The organism is Candidatus Acidiferrales bacterium (assembly GCA_035934015.1).
Lineage (GTDB): Bacteria > Acidobacteriota > Terriglobia > Acidiferrales > UBA7541 > DAHUXN01.
Window position 1 is genome coordinate 21,869 of the sequence record DASYYH010000011.1, and the last position, 24,402, is coordinate 46,270.

24 protein-coding genes are annotated in these 24,402 nt (G+C 58.4%); 13 read left to right on the forward strand and 11 right to left on the reverse strand.

Translation table 11 applies throughout. The features are described from left to right. Positions 1-67: 67 nt before the first annotated feature. On the forward strand, positions 68-3,097 hold the full coding sequence (locus VGR81_05115; protein ID HEV2288316.1) for a hypothetical protein: 3,030 nt from the start codon (positions 68-70) through the stop codon (positions 3,095-3,097). Positions 3,098-3,110: 13 nt separating this feature from the next. On the opposite strand, the gene VGR81_05120 is transcribed toward VGR81_05115, so the two are convergent. Continuing rightward, on the reverse strand, positions 3,111-3,431 hold the full coding sequence (locus VGR81_05120; protein ID HEV2288317.1) for a type II toxin-antitoxin system RelE/ParE family toxin: 321 nt from the start codon (positions 3,429-3,431) through the stop codon (positions 3,111-3,113). Further along, positions 3,421-3,687, reverse strand: a complete 267-nt coding sequence (locus tag VGR81_05125) for a hypothetical protein (GenBank protein HEV2288318.1) — start codon at positions 3,685-3,687, stop codon at positions 3,421-3,423. The genes VGR81_05120 and VGR81_05125 overlap by 11 nt, the downstream gene beginning before the upstream one ends. Before the next feature lie 28 nt (positions 3,688-3,715). Between VGR81_05125 and VGR81_05130 the strand changes: the two genes are divergently transcribed. Then, positions 3,716-3,940, forward strand: coding sequence for a hypothetical protein (locus VGR81_05130; protein ID HEV2288319.1), 225 nt, complete (start codon positions 3,716-3,718; stop codon positions 3,938-3,940). A 45-nt stretch (positions 3,941-3,985) separates the two neighbouring features. Further along, positions 3,986-4,207: a hypothetical protein gene (locus VGR81_05135; protein HEV2288320.1), complete on the forward strand. Its 222-nt coding sequence runs from the start codon at positions 3,986-3,988 to the stop codon at positions 4,205-4,207. Positions 4,208-4,233: 26 nt separating this feature from the next. Here the strand turns inward: VGR81_05135 and VGR81_05140 are convergent, their stop codons facing one another. Then, positions 4,234-5,304, reverse strand: coding sequence for a TonB family protein (locus tag VGR81_05140; GenBank protein ID HEV2288321.1), 1,071 nt, complete (start codon positions 5,302-5,304; stop codon positions 4,234-4,236). A gap of 297 nt (positions 5,305-5,601) precedes the next feature. Here VGR81_05140 and VGR81_05145 point away from each other — a divergent pair, with 297 nt between their 5' ends. After that, on the forward strand, positions 5,602-7,092 hold the full coding sequence (locus VGR81_05145; protein ID HEV2288322.1) for an NADP-dependent isocitrate dehydrogenase: 1,491 nt from the start codon (positions 5,602-5,604) through the stop codon (positions 7,090-7,092). A 78-nt stretch (positions 7,093-7,170) separates the two neighbouring features. Here VGR81_05145 and VGR81_05150 read toward each other — a convergent pair whose 3' ends face one another. After that, complete coding sequence (locus VGR81_05150; protein ID HEV2288323.1) at positions 7,171-7,686, reverse strand: hypothetical protein; 516 nt, start codon at positions 7,684-7,686, stop codon at positions 7,171-7,173. 255 nt (positions 7,687-7,941) lie between these two features. Between VGR81_05150 and mdh the strand changes: the two genes are divergently transcribed. Continuing rightward, the gene (gene mdh, locus VGR81_05155) at positions 7,942-8,880 is read left to right on the forward strand and encodes a malate dehydrogenase (protein ID HEV2288324.1); all 939 of its coding nucleotides are present in this window, start codon (positions 7,942-7,944) and stop codon (positions 8,878-8,880) included. Positions 8,881-9,089: 209 nt separating this feature from the next. Here mdh and VGR81_05160 read toward each other — a convergent pair whose 3' ends face one another. From VGR81_05160 to VGR81_05190, 7 genes are all read right to left on the reverse strand, one after another. Then, entirely contained in the window at positions 9,090-9,512 is a 423-nt protein-coding gene (locus VGR81_05160; protein HEV2288325.1) for a hypothetical protein, read from the reverse strand. Positions 9,513-9,789: 277 nt separating this feature from the next. Continuing rightward, positions 9,790-10,533, reverse strand: a complete 744-nt coding sequence (locus tag VGR81_05165) for a peptidylprolyl isomerase (protein ID HEV2288326.1) — start codon at positions 10,531-10,533, stop codon at positions 9,790-9,792. 559 nt (positions 10,534-11,092) lie between these two features. Further along, the gene (locus tag VGR81_05170) at positions 11,093-12,319 is read right to left on the reverse strand and encodes a dipeptidase (protein HEV2288327.1); all 1,227 of its coding nucleotides are present in this window, start codon (positions 12,317-12,319) and stop codon (positions 11,093-11,095) included. A gap of 190 nt (positions 12,320-12,509) precedes the next feature. Continuing rightward, on the reverse strand, positions 12,510-13,313 hold the full coding sequence (gene sdhB / locus VGR81_05175; GenBank protein HEV2288328.1) for a succinate dehydrogenase iron-sulfur subunit: 804 nt from the start codon (positions 13,311-13,313) through the stop codon (positions 12,510-12,512). Between the two features lie 104 nt (positions 13,314-13,417). Then, positions 13,418-13,813, reverse strand: a complete 396-nt coding sequence (locus VGR81_05180) for a cupin domain-containing protein (protein HEV2288329.1) — start codon at positions 13,811-13,813, stop codon at positions 13,418-13,420. Positions 13,814-13,827: 14 nt separating this feature from the next. Continuing rightward, positions 13,828-15,600: a succinate dehydrogenase flavoprotein subunit gene (gene sdhA, locus VGR81_05185; GenBank protein HEV2288330.1), complete on the reverse strand. Its 1,773-nt coding sequence runs from the start codon at positions 15,598-15,600 to the stop codon at positions 13,828-13,830. Between the two features lie 10 nt (positions 15,601-15,610). Then, positions 15,611-16,258: a hypothetical protein gene (locus VGR81_05190; protein ID HEV2288331.1), complete on the reverse strand. Its 648-nt coding sequence runs from the start codon at positions 16,256-16,258 to the stop codon at positions 15,611-15,613. A 169-nt stretch (positions 16,259-16,427) separates the two neighbouring features. On the opposite strand from VGR81_05190, the gene VGR81_05195 reads away from it, so the two are divergent. The 8 genes from VGR81_05195 (at position 16,428) to VGR81_05230 (ending at position 24,298) form a co-directional block, all read left to right on the forward strand. After that, on the forward strand, positions 16,428-16,955 hold the full coding sequence (locus tag VGR81_05195; protein HEV2288332.1) for a GAF domain-containing protein: 528 nt from the start codon (positions 16,428-16,430) through the stop codon (positions 16,953-16,955). A 214-nt stretch (positions 16,956-17,169) separates the two neighbouring features. Then, a complete protein-coding gene (locus VGR81_05200) occupies positions 17,170-17,727 on the forward strand; it encodes an arginine decarboxylase, pyruvoyl-dependent (GenBank protein ID HEV2288333.1) in 558 nt (185 codons plus the stop codon). 142 nt (positions 17,728-17,869) lie between these two features. Continuing rightward, a complete protein-coding gene (locus tag VGR81_05205; protein ID HEV2288334.1) occupies positions 17,870-18,670 on the forward strand; it encodes an MBL fold metallo-hydrolase in 801 nt (266 codons plus the stop codon). A 145-nt stretch (positions 18,671-18,815) separates the two neighbouring features. Continuing rightward, complete coding sequence (gene murB / locus VGR81_05210) at positions 18,816-19,769, forward strand: UDP-N-acetylmuramate dehydrogenase (GenBank protein ID HEV2288335.1); 954 nt, start codon at positions 18,816-18,818, stop codon at positions 19,767-19,769. A 158-nt stretch (positions 19,770-19,927) separates the two neighbouring features. After that, a complete protein-coding gene (gene speB, locus VGR81_05215) occupies positions 19,928-20,827 on the forward strand; it encodes an agmatinase (protein HEV2288336.1) in 900 nt (299 codons plus the stop codon). A 68-nt stretch (positions 20,828-20,895) separates the two neighbouring features. Further along, a complete protein-coding gene (locus VGR81_05220) occupies positions 20,896-21,165 on the forward strand; it encodes a GlsB/YeaQ/YmgE family stress response membrane protein (protein ID HEV2288337.1) in 270 nt (89 codons plus the stop codon). 108 nt (positions 21,166-21,273) lie between these two features. Continuing rightward, positions 21,274-22,524 carry an ABC transporter permease gene (locus VGR81_05225; protein ID HEV2288338.1) on the forward strand — a complete coding sequence of 417 codons (1,251 nt, stop codon included), beginning with the start codon at positions 21,274-21,276 and terminating at the stop codon, positions 22,522-22,524. A 106-nt stretch (positions 22,525-22,630) separates the two neighbouring features. Beyond that, entirely contained in the window at positions 22,631-24,298 is a 1,668-nt protein-coding gene (locus tag VGR81_05230; protein HEV2288339.1) for a ribonuclease J, read from the forward strand. The last annotated feature ends 104 nt before the right edge of the window (positions 24,299-24,402 follow it).

Below are 24,402 nucleotides of genomic sequence, written 5' to 3' on the forward strand. Positions count from 1 at the left end.
GGCAGGATGAGACCCGGCCTTCTCCGCTTTGCAACGCGCACGGTAATTCGTTACGCTGCTGAGCGAGATGGATGCGGCGTTTGCAGAAATAAAATTCAATGAGCCGCTGGCGGCGGAGGCGAATCTGGCGATTCTGCAGCCGCAACTGCCGGCGGCGGTGTGGGCGGCGCTGCCGACGCTGCTCGAACAAGTTCCCAGCCCCGACGACGCACTGAATTTTCTGGAACGATTCTGGCGCGCGGCTCCGCAGACGGTCATTCGACACATCGAGGTTCACCGCGCGGCGCTGCATTATCTGCTGACGCTTTTCAGCTACAGCCGATTTCTCTCCGAATCGCTCGTGCAGCAGCCGGAACTGATTTTGTGGCTGGACCGGCGCGGCGCGCGCGAAGGCATCGAGCGGATGAAATCGCACGACGATTTGCTCGAAGACTGCTACCGGTCTTCGACGATGGCATTCGACCTGCCGCCGGCGGTTTTTCTGGCACGATTCAAGCGGCGCGAGTACCTGCGCATCACGCTGCGCGACGTGCTGAATCTGGCGTCGCTGGCGGAAACTTCGCTGGAGCTTTCGGATCTCGCTGACGTGCTGATCGAGCGCGCGCTGCGGATTGCGGCGCAGCATCTGGAGAATTTGTATGGCGTGCCGCAATGGAGCGACGCGAGCGCGGCGTCGCAGGACAATTTGCAGCCCGCGCGGATGACGGTGATTTCCCTCGGAAAACTCGGCGGACAGGAACTGAATTACAGCTCGGACATCGATTTGATGTTTTTCTACGACCACGACGGCGCGACGGCGGGCGGCACGGTGGGGAAAATCGCGAACCTCGAATACTTTGTGCGGCTGGCGCAGGCGATTCTGAAATTGCTGACGGAGGCGACGCCGGAGGGCGCGGTTTTTCGCGTGGACATGCGATTGCGGCCGGAAGGACAACTCGGCGATCTGGCGATCAGTCTGCCGGCGGCGCTCGATTATTACCGGACGCGCGCGCGCGAATGGGAATTGCAGATGCTGATCAAAGCGCGCGTGTCGGCGGGAGAAGTTGCGACCGGCGAGAAATTCTTGCGCGAAGTGCGGCCGCTGATTTTCCGGCAGGAGTTCCATCTGGCGGCGGTGGAAGCGGTGCTGAACGCGCGCGAAGAAATTTCGCGGTCGCTGCGGCGCGGCGGCGCGACGGACGAAGGTTACGCGGCGGCGTGGAACGTCAAGCTGACGCCGGGAGGAATTCGCGACATCGAATTTCTGGCGCAATGTTTGCAGCGCGTACACGGCGGGCGCGATCCGTGGCTGACGTCGCGCGGATCGGGATCGACACTCGTGGCGCTGCAGCATTTGCACGACAAAGGATATTTGTCGCAGCGGGATTTTTTTCTGCTGGGCTCAGCGTATCAATTTCTGCGCAAAGTCGAGCACCGGCTGCAACTGCGCGACGGATTGCAGGAGCACACGCTGCCGCAAAAGGCCGGAGCGCTCGAACGCATCGCGCGACGGTGCGGAATCGAGGCGGCGGATGGACGAAGCGCGGGAGAAATCCTGCTGGAGCAGACGCGGCGATATTTCGAAGAAGTGCGCGCGATTTACATGCAGTCGCTGCCGATGACGGAGCGAGATGCGGAGAGCGCGGCGGCGCGAGCGGGCGAACGGATACCGGAAATGCGTTCGCTGGGCGCGGATGCGCTGCTCGTGCGGCTGCGGACGGAATTTCCGGCGCTGGCGGAGCGATTGATGCGGCATCGCGCGCAAAGCGACTCCTTTGCGCGACGCGGCGTGGAGAAATTTCTGGAGTCGGCGCTGCTCGATGTGGCCCTGGCGCACGAACTGGAGCAGAACGCGGAATGGCTCGACCGCGCGGCGGAGCTTTTCGCGCGGAGCGATTTCGCGGCAGAGACGTTGATCCGCGATCCGCACGCTATCGAGCGGATTTTTCGCACGGACGATGCGGGAGCGCGCGAACTGCCTTTCCTGCCGACGATGGAGTCGCTGCGGCGGCGCGAACACGATGAAACGCTGCGTGCGGCGGCGAAATCAATTCTCGGCGAGACGAAACCCTTCGAGACATTCGCGAATCTGACGCGCATCGCGGAAGAATCGTTGCGCAGCGCGCTGGAGTTGGCGGCGCAGGAGGAAGTGCAAGGGGTCGCGTGGGAATCGGAGCCGTTTGCGGTGATCGCGCTGGGACGGCTGGGCGCGGGCGAATTCGACATCGGGTCGGACGCGGATGTGGTGTTTCTCGCAGGGCCGGACGTGAGCGAGGAAGAAATGGTCGCGTGGCGGCGGCTCGCGGAGCGGTTCATTCACGTCGCGGGAAGTTATACGAGCGAAGGGCTGCTGCTGCCGGTGGACACGCGGCTGCGTCCTCGAGGCGGCGAAGGCGAGATCGTGCAGGGAGCGAAATATTTTCTGGAATATTTTTCGCGCGACGCGGAAGGATGGGAAGCGGCGACGTATCTGAAAGCGCGTGCGGTGGCGGGAAATGTGGCGCTGGGCGAGAAGATTTTGGGCGAGATGCGAGATGCGCTGCGCAAACGATTTGCGGCGGCGCATGGCGGCGATCCGGCGGAATTGCGGCGACAATTGGCGCACATGCGCGAGCGGCTGGAGCGGGAGCGTCCGGAGGGCGCGACGGGATTTAAAACATCCGCGGGAGGATTTTTCGACATTGAGTACGTTGTGGCGTTTCTCGCGCTGACGGGAGGGATTGCGACGGCGAATCCGGGAAATGTGTTGCGGCAGATTGAGGCATTGAATGCAGGTCTGCGGCCCTTCGCAAACGGCGCTCAGGATCTTCGGCCCTCCGCAGAAAACGCGCCGGGCCTCCGACGGCAGGATGTGGAAGTGCTGCGGGAGGCGGCGACGTTTTACCGTTCGCTGGATCATGCGATGCGGCTGGCGCTGGGGAGAGCGTCGAATGCGTTGCCGGAACCGGCGCAGATGCCGAGAGTGATGGCCATGATGAAGGAGTGGGGAGTGCCCTTCGACTTCGCCCGCCACGGCGGGCAAGCTCAGGGTAAACCGGTGCATGGGAGTTTGTTTGATGCGGTGGCGGGGATGCGGCGGGCGGTGCGCAAAGTTTATGATAGGACTGTGCTCGCGTAAGTGGCTCAGCCCGCTATTTTCTGGCGCGCAAAGTGGCTGCCATAACGCGTGGACTGCGACGACCGTGAATTACAGCGATGACGACGAGCGGCTTTTCATCCGGCGCGTAGGCGATCAAATATTCGCGAACAGTTTGAAAGCGCAGTGGTTTCGAAGTGAGGCCAGGACGCAAGTGGCCCTGACGAGGGAATTTTACAAGCCCGCGAATGGCTTCGAGGATTTCGTTGCGAAAATTTCCAGCCGCGCCAGGATTGTCATCGGCGATGAATTGCCAAACTTCGGTGATGTCTTGCGCGGCCCCTGGGTGAAGGTAAAAACCGCGATCATCGCTCATTTCGGCGAGATGAACGGCGCTCGGCGAGATTTCTTTCGCGGTCGCGCAGGTCTTCGAAGAAGCGTTCGCCGTCGACGGGCTTGGCGCGGCCGCTCTTTAAATCCTCGTAGCGACTATCGAGCATACTTCGCACGTCAGCTACTTCGCTGAGATAAGCAGCCATGGCGTCTTCGACGAGCTCATCGGCGGGACGGCCGCTTTTGGAGGCCAGTTCCTTGAGGAGCGATTGCGTCTCGGGCTTGAGATGAACTTCCATGGTTACAGTGTAAGGAGTCTCGGCACGTGTGTCAAAGCGATTGGCTGAATTGAGTTCGCTGGATCATGCGATGCGGCTGGCGCTGGGAAGAGCGTCGAACGCGCTGCCGGAGCCGGCGCAGATGCCGAGAGTGATGGCGATGATGAAACAATGGGGCGTGAGCGCTGTGGGCAGCTTGCAGGAGAGACTCGCATCAACGCGAAATGCAGTTCGGCAAATCTATCAGGCGATGGTGGTCGAGGGTTCGAAGTAACTTGGTTTTGACGAACATTTATGGAACAACGAAGACCTTGCACGGATGAGGAAGCGCAAAAGGAAGAAGCGCGACGAGGCGTTCTTTTTGGCACGGCTGCGCTTCATTCTTCAGGACAAGAAGCCGTGCCCTGACGAAACGTCGCCTGCGCCGTCGCCGTTCGCACAAAACGCTCAGGGTGAACCCGTGCATGGAAATTTGTATGGTGCGGTGATGGCCACGCGGCGGTCGATGAGAGGGATTTACGAGACGACGGTGGCTGGGTAAGGAAAGCAGGTTCCCGTCCCGGCGGATTACTGCACGTCGAATCTAACCATCAGAAGGCTTTCATCGGGAACAGGTGTACCACGGCAGGTTTCGGGAGTATATTTCCACTTCGCCATGGCCGCTAGGGCGGCCTCGGCAAGTGACTTATCCGGAGCGCCCAAGGCCGCGAGATTGCTCAACCGTCCGTCTATTCCAAGGACGCCATAAACAGTGACTGTGCCTTGCCTACGAGCCCTTTCCGCTCCTGCTGGGTATGCAGGAAAAACCGCGGACTTAAGCATGGGTACATTATCAGGATCGTCGCAGGCAGGCCAAACCGTGGAGTTTTGCGGCGGCTGAAAATCTCCGTCGTCGGTCAGGACGAGGGGCAGTATGGAATTTACCGTGAGCGTGACTGCGGGCGCATCTTCGGCGTTGGAACGAATAGAACCTGGAAAGTGCTTTCCAGCGAAGGAAATAAAGTTGGAATATTCGCTCGCACCTCGAAATTCGTTTACAAGCACCCCGCTTACGGAATCGAAGCAGTAGTCGGAACCGTACTTCTCTCCTTCCTGTGTCAAGGTCACGCAGTCAAGTTTGGCTCCATGTTCTTTCTTTTGGTGCAACTTGATTTCTTTTAGCGCAGCAATGGCCGCTGGCCTTGCCCAAACGTGAAGCGATTTAAGGAAGCCCAGCCCGCCATATAGCTGTAAAACAGGCTCGATTTCATACTGCGTCGTACGCGACTGCCAGTACTGATTTTCCCCTCCGACGCGAATGTGCGTGTAATTGGCAAAAGCGATTTCCTCGCGCCACTTTTCCGGCGAGGCCCACTTCAGAAGATACGTGCCGCTTATGGCTGGTTTGTGGTTCTCTTGTTCAACCGTAATCGTGCCGCGCATCTCGAATGGCGGCGAGCCCGGCGCGCGGAGATCGCTGACGGCAAGCGCCTTCGCGAAGAGGGCCACGGCCTGCGCGCGCGCGTCCGCATCTTTACTGGAGTCGCCGAGGACCCAAGAAGCAAGCGGCAGAATGAGAAGCGACAGCAAGAGGAGGGAGGATAAAATCCTAAGCTGGGATAGCGGAAGACTTACTTTGTTGATGGATTCATTTCCCATGGATGCGGAATCGTACTCTCGCGCTGATTACGATGCAACGAGTATACTGGGACAGCACACAGGCTGAGAGCCTGCCTGCGGCAGGCCTGTGCCACACTGCAGATTCCTCGTCGGATGCTAGTCGCATCCTCGCTCGGAATGACAACGTAAAGGCGTCTCGCCGGTGAATTTGAGACAAATGTGATTCACAATGCAAGCACTATGCGGAATTGTCACACGATGAGCCTTCTCCGGTTGGTTAGGCGCGCGGTGTCGTGGTATCGTCAAATGTTTTGAGGACATTTTGGAGAAAACAGAATGAAGCAATCATATAGCGGGATGGAAGTGCCGAAGGATGGAAGCGGGATTGAGTATTCGAGTGGGGTGAACGGTGCCCTTCGCGAAGAACGCTCAGGATCTTCGAGTGTTTCTGCGAAACACTCTACGACCGGACAGTTCCAAGTGCCGACCAATCCCATAATTCCGTTCATCGAGGGCGATGGGACGGGGCGGGACATCTGGCGAGCATCACGAAGAGTTTTTGACGCGGCGGTGGAGCACGCGTTCGGCGGGAAACGCAAAGTGGCGTGGCTGGAAGTGTTCGCGGGAGAAAAAGCGTTTCGCAAATTCAACGAGTGGCTGCCGCAGGATACGGTCGAGGCGATCCGCGATTTTCGCGTGGCGATCAAAGGGCCGCTGACGACGCCGGTGGGCGGAGGGATTCGTTCGCTGAACGTGACGCTGCGGCAAATGCTGGAGCTCTACGCGTGCGTGCGGCCAGTGCGTTATTTTCCGGGCGTGCCATCGCCGGTGCGGAATCCGGAGAAGATGAATGTGGTGATCTTCCGCGAGAACACTGAGGACGTGTACGCGGGAATCGAGTGGCGGTCGGGGACGCCGGAAGCGGCGAAGCTGCTGAAATTCCTGAACGAAGATATGCTGCAAGGGAAAAAGCATGTCCGCGAAGATTCGGGCATAGGCATCAAGCCGATTTCGCCGACAGGGACGAAGCGTCTGGTGCGGCGCGCGATTCAGCATGCGATTGAGCACAACCGGCGCGTGGTGACGCTGGTGCACAAGGGCAACATCATGAAATTCACGGAGGGCGCGTTTCGCGACTGGGGATACGAGCTGGCGAAGGCGGAGTTTCGCGACAAGATTGTGACCGAGCGCGAAAGCTGGATTCTGGACAATCTGGACAAAAATCCGGGAATCAGCGCGGAGCAAAACGCGGCGATGATTGAGCCGGGGCTGGAAAATGCGCCGGAGCAATTTCGCAAGGAAGTGGCCGCGGAGGTGAAGTCAACGCTCGATGCGATTTACGCTTCGCACGGGCACGGCGCGTGGAAGAACAAAATTCTGGTGAACGACCGGATCGCGGATTCGGTGTTTCAGCAGATTTTGACGCGCGCGGGCGAGTATCAGGTGTTCGCGACGCCGAATTTGAATGGCGATTATTTGTCGGACGCGTGCGCGGCGCAGGTCGGCGGGCTGGGAATGGCGCCGGGCGCGAATATCGGCGATGGATATGGCGTCTTCGAGGCGACGCACGGAACGGCGCCGAAATATGCGGACCAGGATGTGATTAATCCAGCGTCGGTGATGCTGAGCGGGGCGATGATGTTTGAGTTCATGGGATGGAATGAAGTAGCGTCGCTGATCGAGAACGGAATCGAGCGGACGATTCAGCAGAAGCGCGTGACGTATGATTTGGAGCGGATGATGCCGGGCGCGACGAAGGTGAAGACGTCGGAGTTCGCGTCGGCGATTATTGAGAATATGGGGCAAAAGGCAGTGGCGAGTGACTAGTGGCGAGAAAACGCAGGGCGCGAATCGGGAACACCTTGGTCCTTCGCCAAAGGGTCGAGGGTACGAGATGGACATCCCCTAGGGATGCCAATCGTAGAGACCCGGGTCGAATACCTCGGGCGACAAATGGCGCCTGAGTGCATCGAGGAAGATTCCCTGTTTTTGGTTAACGACACCGTGTTGGATCCTTATCCCGTCCCGACTTGTGACGGTGATACGGGTGCCCATAAACGTCCAGATCGTTTGAAAGAAGTTGACGTTGAGATTTTCTTCCTGCCAATCACAAGCGATTCGCGAGGTCTGAGCCCAAAGGATTGAGCGACGAAGAATGCCGAAGAGACTGCATGAAGAAATGCCTGAGGAATCCACCAACACAGAGCGAGGCCAGAAGACCCAAAACAATAACAAGAGGATGTAGACCCAAAGAGGCCAACTGTTTGGGCGCGCCACGATGCCGTGAACTCGTCCCCAAATTGCTGCAACACACGCAGCGATACCAAACCAGCGGAGTAACCGCCAGCCGAGCTTGGGTGGAAAGGCTTGTACAGCTGGTCTGCGCACCAGTAGATAGTCCGTCAGTTCGCAGACAGCCACATAAAGTGCAAACACTCCTGCAATAGATAACGCTCGCATACGTTATTAGAATGAGTGTGGTTCTAGAAATCTCCGTCATTGTATACCGACGGCCACATGAAGTCTCGATAACTGGCTGCTCTAGAGGCCAAGTTTGCGTCAGTCTTTGCCGTTGATTTGCGCGATGCACTTTTGGCTTCCAACTGAACGCCTTAACATTTACACTTTTGTGTTTCGCGCAGGGCTGCTTAATCGCAATTATTTCCAGGAGAGAAGATGAGAAAGAAAGTGACGGTGGTGGGCGGAGGGAACGTCGGGGCGACGACGGCGCAGCGGCTGGTGGATTCGGGGCTGGCGGACGTGGTGCTGACGGATATTCTGGACGGCGTGCCGACGGGAAAGGCGCTGGACATGCTGGAGTCGGCGCCGATTTCGGGCGCGAGCGTCGCCGCGAAAGGAATTTCGACGGGCACGGGCGATTATAAAGAGACGGAGAACAGCGACATCGTGGTGATTACAGCAGGATTTCCGCGCAAGGCGGGAATGAGCCGCGACGATTTGTTGAAGGCGAATTACGAGGTGATCAAAGGCGTCGTCCAGCCGATCGTCAAACTTTCGCCGAACGCGATTTTGATTGTGGTGACGAATCCGCTGGACGTGATGACGCAGGCGGCGTTCAAAATCAGCGGCTTTCCGAAGCACCGCGTGATGGGCATGGCGGGCGTGCTGGATTCGGCGCGCATGGCGGCGTTCATTTCGATGGAGCTGAACGTGTCGGTGGAGAATATTTCGTGCTTCGTGCTCGGCGGGCACGGCGACGATATGGTGCCGCTGCCGCGCTATTCGACCGTGGCAGGAATTCCGCTGCCAGATTTGCTGCCGAAGGAACGCGTCGAGGCGATTGTGCAGCGGACGCGCAAGGGCGGCGGAGAGATTGTGAATTATTTGAAGACCGGCTCGGCGTACTACGCGCCTTCGGCGGCGGCGTTTGCGATGTGCGAGGCGATCCTGAAGGACAAGAAAAAAATCATGCCGTGCGCGGCGTATCTCGAGGGCGAATACGGCGTGAAGGGATTATTCGTCGGCGTGCCGTGCAAACTGGGCGCGCGCGGGATCGAGCAGATTGTCGAAATCAAGCTGACGACAGAAGAAAAAGCGGCGCTGGAGAAGTCGTCGGCATCCGTGCGGGAGCTGGTGGGGATACTCGGACTGTAACGGAGCGGGTCGCGCTGGTCGTTTGAAAAGAAAAAGCAGATTCCCGCCGCAGCGGGCAAGCCTCACACCGCTCGCCACAAGCTGGCGAACGGGTTCGGAATCACAAACTCTTTTTGTGCGGCGCTGGAGAAGTCGGCGGCATCGGTGAGGGAGCTGGCAGGGACTTTGGCGTTGTAGCGTGAAGTAGAGAAGCGATTGTCGAAACGCGATTATTGTTTGTCGTAAAAAGTGGTTCTGGTCATCGCCGAGCCGTCCGCGCCGGTGTGGTAGGGAGTGACGGTAAGCGTCTTTCCATCTCGGGAAACGACGAGGCGCCCGCGGTCGGCCAATTTGCCCGCGACGATTTCCGTGCCGGAAAGAATGTGGGAGCTGATGAGCCGGTAGGAACGCATGTCGGTGAGCCCGGGCGAGCTGTTGGTGACGGCGTAGGATTTGCCGTCGAATTTGCCGGTCCACGAACTCTGGAACGGATGGCCGCTCCCGTCAGTTCCAGCCAAAATGCAGGTTATGTTGCCGCCGGACATCGTGTAGGTGATCGTGGAAACTCTCAATGCACCGGCGGGGAGTTTGGATTTCGCTTCGTTCAACTTCCAAGTGCCGATGAAGGCGTCGCCTGGCGCCGCATAGGCCATTCAGATAGCCGCAAACAAGATGGCGACGGTTAGAGGGAGGATGTTTCTGAACGTTCTTCCGCTCATCGTGATTCTCCCATCGCAGGATTGCGTTCCGGGCGCAGCCTTGCGCGGATTGTACACCAGAGAAAGACGCGACGCACAATGGAACTGAACGCGCCGGCCTGAAGGTCGGCGCTACGGGCACAGCAGCGTCGAGCCGCCGATCCAACGGCGAAAAACAGGTTCCTCGCCGCCGTTCGCAAAAGGCGCGACCGGGCTCGGAATGACAATCCTTCTAGGAATGCGGCGCGGGGTGTGGCGGCGTATGCGGTGCGGGGTGCGTCGCAGGATGAGCCGCGGGCACGAAGATGTGCGCGGTGATGATCGTGTCGAGCTTCGGAAAATCCTTCTCGACGTAGGGCTTCCCTTCCCGCGTGAGGCGATCCTGATCGGGACCATGGTCACCATAGCCGCCAAAGAATTTGTCTACGACGTCCATGCCTTCGGTGACTTTGCCGAATGGCGCGAAGCCCATGCCATCGAGGCGGCCATTATTGACGAGATTGATGAAGACCTGCGTGGTGCGCGTATTCGGGCCGGCAGTGGCGAAGGTGATGTAGCCGCGATTGTTCGTCTGGCTTACGGGATCATCTTTGATATTGGCATTGGCCCAGGCCTTGGAAATATTGGGAGAAGCGGAGAGACCGAATTGCACGACGAAGCCGGGCACGACGCGGAAAAGACTGGCGCCGTCATAAAAATGATGCTCGCACAAATTATAAAAGCGGTCGGCGCCGATGGGCGCCCATGCGCGCCTGACTTCCACGGTGAAGTAACCCTTCGTCGTGTGGAAACGGACATGATAGACATGAGGCGCAGTGGCATGGAGAGTTGCCGGATGCAAAAGCGAAGCTGTGGACATGGGTCTCCTTTGTGTGGTCGTGTGCGTCGCGCGGGTCTGAGCCGAAGCAACAAGCGCCGCAGAGGCGCAGAGCGCGATTGCGAATGCCGATGCGTTGAGCAGTTTCACGAGTTTCATTCTTCGCCGTTCCTCCCAGAAATGTGCAACGCGAATTATATCCTGAGGCTGGAGCGGAATCAGAAATAATCGGCGCCAGGTTTCAAATCATAACGTAAAGCGGGAGAGCGCCGTCCTGCGGACGGCAACGGCCCGATAAAACCAATCGGGCCCTACAAAAACTCGCCAATCCAGGCGGACGAGCCCGGAACGACAAATCCAGGCGCTATTTCTAGGCTTCGCTGGCGGCTAAGAAAATCGCTTGTCGCGCTTCACCGAAATACGTTCGAGTGGCTCGTTCCGATGCACAACTTTATCGACAGCTCGTATACAATCTTCCAACGAATTCCGTTCTGCTTCCGTAAGTTCGCCGCGCGCGAAAGCACGGACATTTTGGAGAGCGATGAGGAGCTCACCCCAACCGTCTGTGAGCGGAGACGCGAGCGGATAGCCTGGAAGAACGGCACGCAGCGCGCGAAAGCACCGGCGGTCACACCAGGCCTCGACCAGACTTTGCAGCGCGCGAAATAATTCTGCACTATTCTCCACTCACGCATCCTCCGGCGCGAGCCGAATGCGCTTAATTCCCTTCCCCTTGCATTTCGCGGCTGACGCGTTCGCATTCGGCCATGACGCGCAGCGTATTCTCGCCGAGGATTTTCTTGATGTCGGCGTCGGAGTAGCCGCGGTCGAGAAGCGCCTGGGTGATCTCCGGCAGATGCGTGACGTCTTCCATGCCGATAGGCATATCAGAGCCGTCGTAATCCGAGCCGAGGCCGACGTGGTCGACGCCGCCGATTTTCACGGCGTGGTCGATGTGATCAACGATTTTCGTCCAATCCACGCGCGGCAGCGTGCCGTCGAGCATCATTTTGTGGATAAGCTCGTTCTCGGCCATGATCGAACACGCTTCGCCGGCGTTGGCGCACTTCGCGGCGACTTCGTCGTTCATTTTCTTCATGACGTCCGGATGGGCTTTCACGAAGTCCGCATATTCCTGGCTGAGAAAACCGACGTGATAATTGATCTGAATGACGCCGCCGTGCGCGGCGAGCGTGCGAATCATGTCGTCGGTCATGTCGCGCGGGACATTGCAAAGCGCGCGACATGAGGAGTGCGAGGCGATGATGGGAGCCTTGCTCGTGGCGATGGCATCGTAAAACGTCTTATCGGCAGTATGCGAGATGTCAATCATGATGCCGTCACGATTCATGCGCAGGACGACCTGCTTGCCGAAATCGGTGAGGCCGTTGTGCGCGGGTTTGTCGGTGGAGGAATCGGCCCAATCGGTATTGACCATGTGCGTGAGCGTCATGTAGCGGACGCCGAGCGCCGCGAATGTGTCGAGGACGGCGAGGTCGTCGTTGATCATGTGGCCGCCTTCGACGCCCATGAGCGCGGCGATTTTGTGTTCGGCGAAGGCGCGGCGGACATCGGCGGCGGTGCGCGCAAGGACGATGTCGTTCGGATGCATCATCACCGCGCGGCGAACAGCGTCGATTTGATCGAGCGCTTTTTCGACGGCGACAGGCCCAGTGATGGTGCCGGGCATGTAAATGGAGAAGAAGATGCCATCGAGGCCGCCGGCCTTCATGCGCGGGATGTCGATATTGCCGTCCTCGTGGAGTGCGGCGAGATCGAAGCTCGGATCGAGGAGGCGCTGCGTCGTGTCGTCATGTGTATCCATGACGATGGAACTGAAATGCAGATCGCGCGCGCGCTGGGAGATCTTCACGGTTTGTGCGGATGCGATCACTGGCAACCCCAAGAGCAAGATGCTGCATATACTGCAAGCGAGTTTGTTCATCGATGAGGCTTCCTTCGGCGAAAGAGAGTAACGCAAGACAGTGACAAGTGACAAGGGATGAGTGATAAAGCGGGCTAGCAAAAAGATTGTGGAGTCGCTATTCAAAAGAGAACTGCAGATTCCTCGTCGGATGCTACACGCATCCTCGCTCGGAATGACAAATCTTGGTGTTTTGACGCGTAGCGATGAACTATTTCTGGATGCCGAGCTTTTTCCACTCATCGTCGCGGACAGTGGGGCCTTCGGAGAAGTTGAGCCAGTCCCATACGGCGTGCTTCAAGACCTGGCGATTGATTTCGTTGTTGGATTCAGTGAGCGGAATGCTCTTGGGACAGACCTTGACGCAATTCTGCGCATTGTCGCAATCCTGAATGCCGCCCGGGCCCATCATGGCTTCGAGGCGCGCGCGTGCGTGCATTTTGCCGGTGGGATGCATGTTGAACAGGCGAACCTGATTGATGATGGCGGCGCCGACGAATTGCGTGTGCTCGTTGACCTTCGGGCAAATCTCGAGGCAATTGCCGCAGGTGATGCAGCGCGCCATGGGATAGCCGATCTGCTGATCTTCCGGCGACATGCGCGGGCCGGCGCCGATGGCGTATGTGCCGTCGATGGGGACCCAGCAATGCATGCGCTTGAGATTTTCGAACATGATGGAGCGATCCACCTGCAGATCGCGGATCAGCGGGAATTTCGTGAGCGGCTCGAGGCGAATGGGCTTTTCGAGATTGTCAACCAGCGCGGAGCAGGCCTGCCGCGGATAACCATTGATGAGCATGGCGCAGGCGCCGCAGACTTCTTCGAGGCAATTCGCGTCGTAGGTGACGGGAGTCGTGCCGTCGCCGGAGCGCGTGACGGGCCGTTCGGCGATGTCGCGCAGGCAGGTGATGACGTTGAGATGCGGGCGATAGCGAATCTCGAATTCCTGCCAGCGGACGGCTTCGTCGGGACCGGCCTGGCGTTTGATGCGAACGATGAATGTGTTTTCCGGCATAGGGCCTCAGTTCAGATTACTGAGTCGCACAATAAAAGAAAACTGCAGATTCCCTGCCTGCGGCAGGCAGGCTCGCTGCTGCGGGCGCAACAGAACGCGCGCGGCTAACAGCGATATTGATCATCGGTGACATGCTCCATCCAGTCGACCACCTTGCCGTCGCGCTTTTCCTGAATGGCAATGTGCGTCATCGCCGTGGTTGGCGTGGCGCCATGCCAATGCTTTTCCGCGGGCGCGATCCAGACGACATCGCCGGGCCGGATTTCCTCGACCGGCCCGCCCTCGCGCTGCGTCCATCCGCAGCCGGCCGTGACGATGAGAGTCTGGCCGAGCGGGTGCGTATGCCATGCTGTGCGCGCGCCGGGCTCGAAGGTTACGCTCGCTCCTTGAACAAGCGCGGGATCCGGCGCCTGAAAGAGCGGATCGATGCGGACATTGCCGGTAAACCACTCTGACGGCCCTTTGGCAGAAGGCTGCGAGCCAACTCTTCGAATCTCCATGGCCGTCACCCTCCTCAATACTTGCGCGCGCGCGGTGGCAGAAGCGAAATATCCACGGGCTCGTAATCGAGCTTGATTTTGCCGCCGTTCCAACTGGCCTTCGTTGTCTTCAGCCAATTCTTGTCGTCGCGCTCGGGAAATTCGGGCTTGTAGTGCGCGCCGCGCGTCTCATTGCGAGCCAGAGCGCCCAGGGCGATGACCTTCGAGAGAATCAGCATGTTGCCAAGCTCGCGCGTGAACTGCAAAGTTTGATTCGACCATTGCGTGCGATCGGCGAGATTGACGCGGCGGAAGCGATCGTACAGTTCATCGAGTTTCGTCAGCGCCTTCTGGAGATTGGCGTTGTAGCGCACGACGGTGACGTACTCGGTCATCAGATCGCCAAGCTCTTTCCAGATGGTCATGGGATTTTCGGTGCCCTGACTGTGGAGAAGGCTGTCGTTGGCCTCGCGCTGGCGGCTGGCTTCGGCGTAGAAAACACTTTCGGGTGTGGCGTCGCAGCCTTTTTCGAGATTGCGCGCATATTTCACGGCGGCGGGGCCGGCGACCATGCCGCCGTAAATGCACGAGACGAGCGAATTCGCGCCGAGACGATTCGCGCCGTGATACTGATATTCGCATTCGCCGGCGGCGTAAATTCCGGCGATGTTCGTGGCCTGATGTTCGTTGTCAACCCACAGGCCGCCCATGGTGTAGTGCATCGCGGGGAAAACCTTCATGGGCTCTTCGCGCGGATCGGGGCCGACGAATTTTTGGTAGATTTCGAGGACACCTTCGAGCTTGCGGTCGAGCATCTCGCGCGGGAGGTGCGTGAGATCGAGATAGACTGCGTTCATGCCCGGCAAACTGAGTTTTTCTTCAAAGACGATTTTGTAAATCGCGCGCGTGGCGACGTCGCGTGGGACGAGGTTGCCGTACTTCGGATACCACTCCTCGAGGAAATAGAGGCGCTCTTTTTCCGGAATCGAGCGCGCAGGGCGATTGTCGCCTGCTTTGCGCGGCACCCAGACGCGGCCGCCTTCGCCGCGCAGCGATTCGCTCATCAGCCGGCATTTGTCTTCGCCGGGGATCGCCGTGGGATGAACTTGAATGAATTCGCCATTGGCGTAATAAACGCCCTGCTGGAAAAGCGCGGATTGCGCCATGCCGGTGCAGACGACGGAATTCGTGGTCTGGCGGAAAATCGCGCCAATGCCACCGGTGCAGAAAATCACGGCGTCCGCGGGGAACGTGCGAACTTCCATGGTCTTCAAATCCATGGCGCAGATGCCGCGGCTGACGTTGTTTTCGTCGATGACCGCGGAGAGGAACGACCAGCCTTCGAATTTGCGGACTTTGCCTTCGGATTCGAAGCGGCGGACCTGCTCATCGAGCGCATAGAGCAGTTGCTGGCCGGTGGTTGCGCCGGCAAAGGCCGTGCGGTGATAGAGCGTGCCGCCGAAACGGCGAAAATCGAGCAGCCCCTCGGGCGTGCGGTTGAACATGACGCCCATGCGGTCGAGCAAATCAATGATGGCCGGCGCGGCTTCGCACATGCCTTTGACGATGGGCTGATTAGCGAGGAAGTCGCCGCCGTAAATCGTGTCGTCGAAGTGAATCCAGGTGGAGTCACCTTCGCCTTTCAGATTCTTCGCGGCGTTGATGCCGCCTTGCGCGCAAACGGAATGCGAGCGCTTCACGGGAACGATGGAAAACAATTCGACGGGCACGCCGGACTCGGCCACGCGAATCGTGGCCATCAGCCCTGCGAGGCCGCCACCGACGACGATAATTTTCGGTTCTCTCATGGATGCTCGACTACAAATAGCCGTTGAACGGATGCCAGCCGAAGACAAAGCCGGCGATGATGAATAATCCCGCGACGGAAAATGCGACGCCGACGAACGCGCCAAACCATCCGGCGGCGCGCTGCGCGCGAGGCGTTACGGCAATTCCCCACTTGCAGCAGAAATTCCAGATGCCATTGCCAAGATGGAATGACGCGGCCAGAATGCCGATGACATAGAACGCCACGTAATAAGGATTCGTGAAATCATGCGCCACGCCTGCGTAAGTCGTGCGCCCATGCGTGGCGAAGCGCTCGAGCCAGACGTGCCAAATGATATAGGCGAAAGCGATGATGCCTGTCCAGCGCTGCAGCGTGTAGAGCCAGTTAGCCATCCAGGGATGGCCCCATACGTTGGTCTTCCCGCGCCACCAGATGTAAAGGCCATAGCAGCCGTGAAAGGCGATAGGCAGCCAGAGAACGAGAAACTCGACGGCGACGCGCCAGGGAATCGTTTCGAGCTTGGATGCAACGTAATTGTATTTGTCGGGACTGACGAGCGCGTAACTGTTTTCGAAGAAATGCTCGAGAAGGAATGCGCCAATGGGAATGATGCCGCTGAGAGAATGCAGTTTGTCCCAGAAGTAACTGGAGTCAGGTTTCGAGGCCGTGCTCGACATCCACTCTCCGAAGAAAATTTCCGCAGGAACGTGAACTGACTCGAACCACGAGCCGATCTCAGGCGCGAACCAATCCCCGCAACCAAGCCAGTATAGACAGCGGGAAAAATGTTTGCAAGACGGGAACAAGGGAAATTATTCGGCGCGGAGATAGGCTAGACTTTTTGCCATGCCTGTCTCGGCGGTTTCCGAACTCGAAGGGCTCGTGCAAGGAATGGTGAAGCGCGGAGAAAAGCTGGACACCGGACACCTGAAAAAAGTGGCCGAGACGGTAAGCCGCATTTTCAGCGTGAAAACCGACGAGGTAGCCATTCTCTCGCTTACGCCGGATCGCAGGTTTCTTTTTTTTCATGTTCCCGAGGAGCTGAAAAGCGTCGGGCAGATTCCGCTTACGAGCGCGACGGCACTGGCGGCGCGCACGCTGCGCGAGAAGCGGCCCGAGGTTATCAACCGCTTCAATATTGTTCCGCATGCCTCTGTCTTCGAATCCGTGCCGCTCAAGGAAGAGCGCGGTGAACCGATACAGAAAATCATGAGCGTGCCGATTCTGAAGGGGCACGATGCAATCGGAGTGCTGCAAATTTCTCGCAAAGCGAGGAATCCGGCGGATGTGACGGAATTTTCGCCTCTAGATCTGAAGCAATTGGTTTCCGTCGCTGCGTTCGTTGCGCCCGCGCTCGCTCTCTGCACAGAGTAGTTCCCCGCCGCGCTAACCAATCCTGAAACAGGCGCTTTCGCTGGAGCAGCGGAGAACGCGCTGGCGGCGAAGTTGCTAGGATGCGTCGTATCGGTGAACAGGGAAACGCGCTGCGATGCGAATAAGGATTGACACTCCTATCGCTTCTTGTTACTTTTTGCGCTCGCTCTTCTTGCGAATCTCCTGATGGAGGCACCGCAACCCGGCAAGGTTCATGGCGTTCGTCGCTAAGAAAATTTTCCTCACCAAAGGAGTCGGAAAACACCGGGAGCGGCTATCGAGCTTCGAGCTCGCCCTGCGCAATGCGGGCATTGCCGCATGCAATATCGTCCGCGTCTCTTCGATTTTCCCCCCGCATTGCAAATTGATTTCGCGCAGCGAAGGATTGAAACACCTGAAGCCGGGTCAGGTCGCATTCGTGGTCATCAGCGAAAATCAGACCCGCGAACCGCACCGTTTGATCGCCGCGTCGGTGGGCCTGGCGCTGCCGGGCGATAAATCGATGTACGGATATCTTTCCGAGCACCATTCCTTCGGCGAGCCGGAAGAAATCGCCGGCGAATATGCGGAAGAGCTTGCCGCGGAAATGCTGGCGACGACGCTCAACGTGGAATTCGATCCGGACCTTTCCTGGGACGAGAAAAAAGAGGTCTACCGCATCTCCAATAAGATCGTGCGGACGATGAACATCTCGCAATCTGCCGTCGGCGACAAGCGCGGGCTGTGGACCACCGTGCTCGCGGCGGCGATTCTGCTCGGCGACGACGATTAGATTTTCTTCTTCGGCTCCGAAAATCATCACAATTATCTTTTTGCTGTGCTGCGCCCTGGTCGCCGCGAATTGCGCCGATGCGCAAACTGCCGGCCGCGCAAGCGGCGGACGCGGCGTCTTCATCGTCTTCCTGGGTACGGGAATGCCACGCCCGGACCCGCAGCGGCAGGGGCCGTCGCTGGCGATCGTAGCGAACGGCAAAGCGTATATCGTCGATGCCGGGACGGGCGTCGTGCGGCAAGCGGCAGCAGCTTTTCAACGCGGAATTTTGCCACTTCGGCCGAACAAATTGGATATCGCGTTTCTGACCCATCTGCATTCGGACCACACGCTCGGTCTGCCGGATTTGATTTTGACGCCGTGGGTGATGCAGCGCACTGTTCCGCTGCAGCTTTATGGACCGGAAGGAACAAGGGCGATGGCGGACAACATCGAAAAAGCCTGGGCGGAAGACATTCAGGTTCGCATCGAGGGCCTGGAGCAGCTTACGGCAGCGGGACATCAGGTTGTCGCACACGAAATTCAGGCCGGCATGGTTTATCAGGACGCGAACGTGAAGGTCACGGCGTTTGCAGTAAAGCACGGAAGCTGGAAGGAAGCGCTCGGGTATCGCTTCGATGCCGATGGAAAATCCATCGTGATTTCGGGTGATACGCGGCCGACCGATAGCGTCGTCGAAGCGTGCAGCGGATGCGACGTGCTGGTGCATGAGGTATATTCGGGGACGGCGGCGGACGCTGGTGGTACGGCGTACTTTTCTTCATTTCATACTTCCGCGGAAGAGCTGGGCGAAATTGCCGGGAGAGCGCACCCAAAGCTGCTCGTCGTGTGGCATTACGTTCCGTTACGCAATACGGATCAGACGAAGATGCTGGAGGAAATCCACCGCGCCTTTCACGGAACGGTAGTCGTGGCGAACGACCTGGACGTGATTTCGCCTTGACGCTGCGCGGCGCGCCTCAAAGTGCACAGATCACGCTCAGTAAGAACAAGCCTTCCACGCGCAACGTTTTCATTCAGGCAACCGATTTGCTGTGCGGGCTTCCCTGCGGCCGGTTTGCGGCTATGCTGGATATCGCTGAACCGTGATGGAGAAGGACACACAAATCGCGACCGTGAAAATTCTCGAAAGCGTGCCGCTCGACCGATACAGCAATTACCACATCGGCGGCCCGGCGCGCTATTTCTGCGACGCGACGAATAAGGAAGAAATCCGCGCCGGGGTTCTTTTCGCGCGCGAGCAGAAGCTGCCACTCTTCATTCTCGGCGGCGGAACGAATCTATTGATCAGCGACAAAGGTTTTGCGGGCGTAATTTTGAAGCCGAGCATGATGCAACTGGAAGCTGCGGGGGAAACCGTCACTGCGGGCGCCGGCGTGATGGTCGCAGACCTGCTGAAATTCACCATAGAGCATTCGCTGAGCGGTCTGGAATGGGCCGGCGGACTGCCGGGAACTGTCGGGGGCGCGGTGCGCGGCAATGCCGGTGCGTTCCGCGGCGAAATGAAAGATCGAATTCTTTTGGTCGATAGCTTCGATATCCAAACTCTCGAAACGATTTCGCGCGACAACGCGGCGTGCAAATTCGGATACCGTTCGAGCCTTTTCAAGGAGAAAAATGGGCGCGAAATTATTTTGTCAGCCAAAATCCGGCTGGGAAAAGGCGACGCGACGAAAATCGCTGCGGGGATTCAGGAGAAAATCGATTACCGCCGCGAACGGCATCCGATGGAGTATCCGAATATCGGCAGCACGTTCAAAAATGTGGATCTGAATCTCGTGCCGAAAATCTGGCGCGAGGGCGTGGCTAAGGTTGTGAAAGTCGATCCATTCCCCGTTGTGCCAACAGCCTATTTGATTTCCGAAGCCGGCCTGCGCGGCACGCAGCACGGCAGCGCGATGGTTTCTCAGAAACACCCGAATTTCATTGTGAATCTGGGAGACGCCACGGCGGCGGACGTCGAGTATTTGATCGGTGTGGTCAAGGAAGGCGTTTACGAAAAATACGGAATCCGCCTGGAGGAAGAAATTCAGCGCATCTGAAACTTCTCCTTTCCCCGAAATTTCCGGTTCCCTTCCCTTTCGCTTTGCAATCGCGTTTCGCTCAGGTAATGTATTTCGGGCGAAGCCTCTCCGCCGCGGCAGCCTCGGCCGAATGAAAACGAAGAGGCGAACAAGAATCCAAGATCGAGGAATGCGACGTGCCATTGAAGAGTTACACGCCTGTGCCGCCGGAGAATTTCGGCGGGCTTCCGGAAGAAAACGCGCGATACGAGACTTCGCGCGCTGTGATCTTTCCCGTTCCGCTTGAGCGCACGACTACGTACGAGCACGGAACGCGCAACGGCCCGGCGGCGATTATCGCCGCGAGCCGCAACATGGAAACGTGGGACGAAGAACTGGGCTTCGAGACGTACACAAAAATCGGTATCGCTACGCTCCCAGCCATTGATACGGCGGAGGGAACGCTCGAAAAAGTCCTCGCGGACTTGCATACGGCAGAACTCGGCTTGCTCGCGGACGGAAAATTTCCTGTCGCGCTGGGCGGAGAGCATTCGCTGACTCCGCCGCTCGTCGCAGCAGCAGCGAAGAAGTTTCCGAATCTGAGCGTACTGCAAATCGACGCGCACGCCGATTTGCGCGAAGCGTATCAGGGCAATCCCGCGAGCCACGCTTCGGCAATGCGCCGCGTCGTGGAGATTTGCCCGGCGGTGCAGGTGGCGATTCGCTCGCTTTCGATCGAAGAAGCCGAAGCCATTCCTCAATTGCGGACGAAAATTTATTGGGCGCGTGACATAGCCCGTGCACCGCTCGAAAGCTGGATCCCCAGAGTGGTCGCGGACCTCTCCGAGCACGTTTATCTCACCGTGGACCTCGACGGCTTCGATCCTGCCTACATGCCCGCGACGGGCACGCCGGAGCCGGGCGGGCTCGATTGGTATCAAGTGACGTCGCTGATTCGCGAAGTGGCCAAGGCGCGAAAAATTGTCGCCGCAGATGTGGTCGAACTGTTGCCGCAGCATGGCGATCACGCTTCGGATTTTCTGGCGGCGAAACTGGTTTACAAGATTCTCGGTTACGTGCTTTGCAAGCGAACCTAGCGCGCGAAAAATCATTCGAACGGGTTCGCAGATAGCTGCGCGAGGGAAGATTTGCTACGGAGGCGCGAATGACCATCTTCTATTTCAGCCACGGGCTTATCGGCTGGATTCTCATCGGGCTTGTCGCGGGCTGGCTGACAGGCAAAGTCACGCATGGCCGCGGCTTCGGCTGCCTCGCCAACGTCTTGCTGGGGCTCGTCGGCGCAGTTGTCGGCGGATGGGTCTTTGTGCGTCTGGGGATCCAGGCTGGCGGCGTGATCGGAAGCCTGGCTGCGGCATTCGTCGGCGCGGTGATTCTCGTTTCCATCGCGCGCTTGTTTGCGGGCGGGGATAATTAAGGCGCGGGCGCGGCTAAGCAAAGTTCGTGCCGATATGGCTCGCCATAGAGAAAACCGTGAAACGCTCGCACTATATCCAAACGTCTTATTGATTGGAGCGGATCTGAATTGGCCCTGAAATCAAGCACAAACTACACGACAGCGTTTGGCGACCTGACGCGCATGACGTGGCGCGTCCTTTCGCGCAATAAAATGCGAACGGCGCTGACGATGCTTGGCATCACCATCGGCATTGCGGCGGTGATTTGCACCGTGGCCATCGGCGAAGGCGGCTCGGAGCAAATTCAGCAGCAGATCGCAGCGCTCGGCGACAATCTCGTGTGGGTGGAAGCGGGCGGCCGGAACGTCAACGGTGTGCGCACCGGCAACGACAATACAAAATCGCTGACGAATGACGACGCGGCGGCGCTGCCCAAGGAAATCCCGCTGCTCAAGGCTTGCTCGCCCAATACAGACGGCCACGTCCAGGTGATTTACGGAAACAAGAACTGGAACACGCACTTTCGCGGCACGGGCGAGAACTTTCTGCAAATCAAAAACTGGCCGCTGGCCGAAGGCAGCAACTTCGATGCGCGCGACGTGCAATCGAGCGCGCAGGTTACCATCCTTGGAAAGACAGTGGTTGACCAGCTTTTCCGACCCGACGAAGATCCGATCGGAAAAACAATCCAAATCGGCGGGCTGCCTTTCAAGGTGATCGGCGTTTTGTCGTCGAAAGGACTAACGCCCTTTGGCTGGGATCAAGACGACACGCTCGGCATGCCTTACACAACGGCACAGAAAAAAATCACCGGCAATTACTGGCTCGACGATATTTTCTGCTCGGCGGTGAGCTCCGACGCCATCGGCCCCGCCGACGATTTGGCCGAGCGCGTGCTGCGCCAGCGCCATCATCTGCGCCCGGGCGAAGAAGATGACTTTAACATCCGCACGCCCACGCAATTTCTGGAAGCGCAGGAAGAAGCCAGCCAGACGTTCACGCTGATGCTCGGCTGCATCGCATCGGTTTCGCTGCTCGTCGGCGGAATTGGCATCATGAACATCATGCTGGTATCCGTGACCGAGCGGACCCGCGAGATCGGCGTGCGCATGGCCGTCGGCGCCACCGAGCGTGATATTCAACTGCAATTTCTCATCGAGGCGGTATTCGTCAGCGCCTTGGGCGGTGTCGCAGGAGTTTTTGTCGGAGTCATTGCATCGCACGTGCTGGCCAGCACATTGCAATGGGCGATGGCCATTCCACTGTTCGCGATTGTGATTGCCGCGGCGTTTGCGCTGTTTGTCGGCCTCTTTTTCGGCTACTATCCCGCGCAGAAAGCCGCGCGGCTCGACCCCATCGAAGCCCTGCGCTTCGAATAACCAGCCGTATCCCGTGGAAATTTCTGTTTTCGCTGTAGTGTCTCGAAGTCGTTCCGCATCCCTGTGGTAGTATGGTTTTCACGCTTAAGGAGCGCAAACAACCCACTTGAGTAAATCTTCGCTTTGGATGATCCCGCTCGGCGGGCTCGGCGAGTTCGGCATGAACATGATGGCGCTTCGCTACGGCGAAGATTTGATTGCCATTGACGCAGGTCTGATGTTCCCGGAAACCGAACTGCTCGGCGTGGACGTCGTCATTCCCGATATTACTTATCTGAAGCAGAGTCGCGCCGGTCTGCGCGCGCTGATCCTGACGCACGCACATGAAGATCATATCGGCGCCGTGCCCTATCTGCTGCCAGATTTGAAATGCCCGATTTACGGCACGCGCTTCACTCTGGCTTTGGTTCGCAAGAAGCTCGAAGAGCACGGCCTGCTCGATTCGGCAGACTTGCGCGAAATCGCGCCGGGGATGGCCGTTTCCCTCGGCCCATTTCATGTTGAATTCGTGCACGTAACGCACAGCACCATCGAGTGCGTCGCGCTGGCCATCCGTACGCCGCTCGGCATCGTGATTCATACTGGCGACTTCAAAATTGATCCTACGCCGGTGGATGGCATTCCATTCGATCTCCATCGCTTCGCGCGCTACGGGCAGGAAGGCGTGCTCGCGCTTTTCGCGGATTCGACGAACGCGGAGCGGCCCGGCTATACACCGTCCGAGCGCGCCGTGCGTCCGCGCCTCGAAGAATTATTCCGCGCGGCGCCGCAGCGCGTGATCATTTCCTGCTTCTCGAGCTCGGTTCATCGCATCCAGCAAGTGATCGACGTGGCCACGGAGCAGGGCCGCAAGGTCGGCTTCATCGGCCGCAGCATGGTGGACAATGTCGAGATCGCGCATTCGCTCGGCAAACTCCATATCCCCGACGGATCGGTCGTGCGCCCGCAGGACATCAAATCGTTCGATTCCAAAAAACTCGTCGTGCTGGCGTCCGGCAGCCAGGCCGAACCGATGTCCGCGCTTTCGCGCATCGCCGTGGACAATCACCGCCTGCTGAATATCGAAGAGAACGATACGGTCATTCTCTCCGCGCGCATCATTCCAGGAAATGAAAAAGCGATTTCGCGCATGATTGACCATCTTTTCCGCCGCCGCGTGCTCGTCTATTACGAAAGCGGACGCGCCGCGCCGCTTCACGTCTCCGGCCACGGCAGTCAGGAAGAAATGAAGCTTCTGCTGAATCTTGTGCGTCCGAAATATTTCGTTCCGATTCACGGCGAGTATCGTCAGCTTTTCCAGCACGCAGCGCTCGCGCATCAGGTCGGCAGCGTCTCCGGCGAAATTCTGCTTGTCGAATCGGGGCACCCGATTGAATTCACCGCCGACGGCGCGTTCCGCCGCGAACCGATTCCCGTCGGCCGCGTTTGCGTGGATTCCGGCTCGCTCGAAGAACTTGAAGAAGTGGTGATTCGCGACCGGCGCCATTTGGCGGAAGATGGCGTGGTCGTGCCTATCATCGCCATCGACAAGCACACCGGATTGATGGAAGCCACGCCGGAAATCGTCACGCGCGGCTTTCTGCCGTCGGAGGACGGCCAGGAGCTGATCGCGCAGGCGCGCGACGTCATCGTCAAGACCGTTGAGCAATCGAATTCCGAGGAAAAAACGGACTGGAGCGTCATCAAGGAGAAAATCCGCACGGACTTGAAGCGCTTCCTGAACAAAAAAACCTCGAAGCGGCCGCTGATCTTGCCTGTCATCCTAGAAGTCTAAGATTTGCGGCTTATTTTTCGCCGTCGCCGATCTCCGCGGCTTTCTTGACACGTCTCCGAGCGCGTGCTAGCTTCGATTCTTTACAATTCCATTGGGATTTTTTT

Coding starts and splice junctions, on each gene's coding strand:
- VGR81_05115 (HEV2288316.1), top strand. CDS start 68: ATGGATGCGGCGTTTGCAGAAATAAAATTCAATGAGCCGCTGGCGGCG.
- VGR81_05120 (HEV2288317.1), bottom strand. CDS start 3,431: ATGAGCGATGATCGCGGTTTTTACCTTCACCCAGGGGCCGCGCAAGAC.
- VGR81_05125 (HEV2288318.1), bottom strand. CDS start 3,687: ATGGAAGTTCATCTCAAGCCCGAGACGCAATCGCTCCTCAAGGAACTG.
- VGR81_05135 (HEV2288320.1), top strand. CDS start 3,986: ATGAGGAAGCGCAAAAGGAAGAAGCGCGACGAGGCGTTCTTTTTGGCA.
- VGR81_05140 (HEV2288321.1), bottom strand. CDS start 5,304: ATGGGAAATGAATCCATCAACAAAGTAAGTCTTCCGCTATCCCAGCTT.
- VGR81_05145 (HEV2288322.1), top strand. CDS start 5,602: ATGAAGCAATCATATAGCGGGATGGAAGTGCCGAAGGATGGAAGCGGG.
- mdh (HEV2288324.1), top strand. CDS start 7,942: ATGAGAAAGAAAGTGACGGTGGTGGGCGGAGGGAACGTCGGGGCGACG.
- VGR81_05160 (HEV2288325.1), bottom strand. CDS start 9,512: ATGGCCTATGCGGCGCCAGGCGACGCCTTCATCGGCACTTGGAAGTTG.
- VGR81_05165 (HEV2288326.1), bottom strand. CDS start 10,533: ATGAAACTCGTGAAACTGCTCAACGCATCGGCATTCGCAATCGCGCTC.
- VGR81_05170 (HEV2288327.1), bottom strand. CDS start 12,319: ATGAACAAACTCGCTTGCAGTATATGCAGCATCTTGCTCTTGGGGTTG.
- sdhB (HEV2288328.1), bottom strand. CDS start 13,313: ATGCCGGAAAACACATTCATCGTTCGCATCAAACGCCAGGCCGGTCCC.
- VGR81_05180 (HEV2288329.1), bottom strand. CDS start 13,813: ATGGAGATTCGAAGAGTTGGCTCGCAGCCTTCTGCCAAAGGGCCGTCA.
- sdhA (HEV2288330.1), bottom strand. CDS start 15,600: ATGAGAGAACCGAAAATTATCGTCGTCGGTGGCGGCCTCGCAGGGCTG.
- VGR81_05190 (HEV2288331.1), bottom strand. CDS start 16,258: ATGTCGAGCACGGCCTCGAAACCTGACTCCAGTTACTTCTGGGACAAA.
- VGR81_05195 (HEV2288332.1), top strand. CDS start 16,428: ATGCCTGTCTCGGCGGTTTCCGAACTCGAAGGGCTCGTGCAAGGAATG.
- VGR81_05200 (HEV2288333.1), top strand. CDS start 17,170: ATGGCGTTCGTCGCTAAGAAAATTTTCCTCACCAAAGGAGTCGGAAAA.
- VGR81_05205 (HEV2288334.1), top strand. CDS start 17,870: ATGCCACGCCCGGACCCGCAGCGGCAGGGGCCGTCGCTGGCGATCGTA.
- murB (HEV2288335.1), top strand. CDS start 18,816: ATGGAGAAGGACACACAAATCGCGACCGTGAAAATTCTCGAAAGCGTG.
- VGR81_05220 (HEV2288337.1), top strand. CDS start 20,896: ATGACCATCTTCTATTTCAGCCACGGGCTTATCGGCTGGATTCTCATC.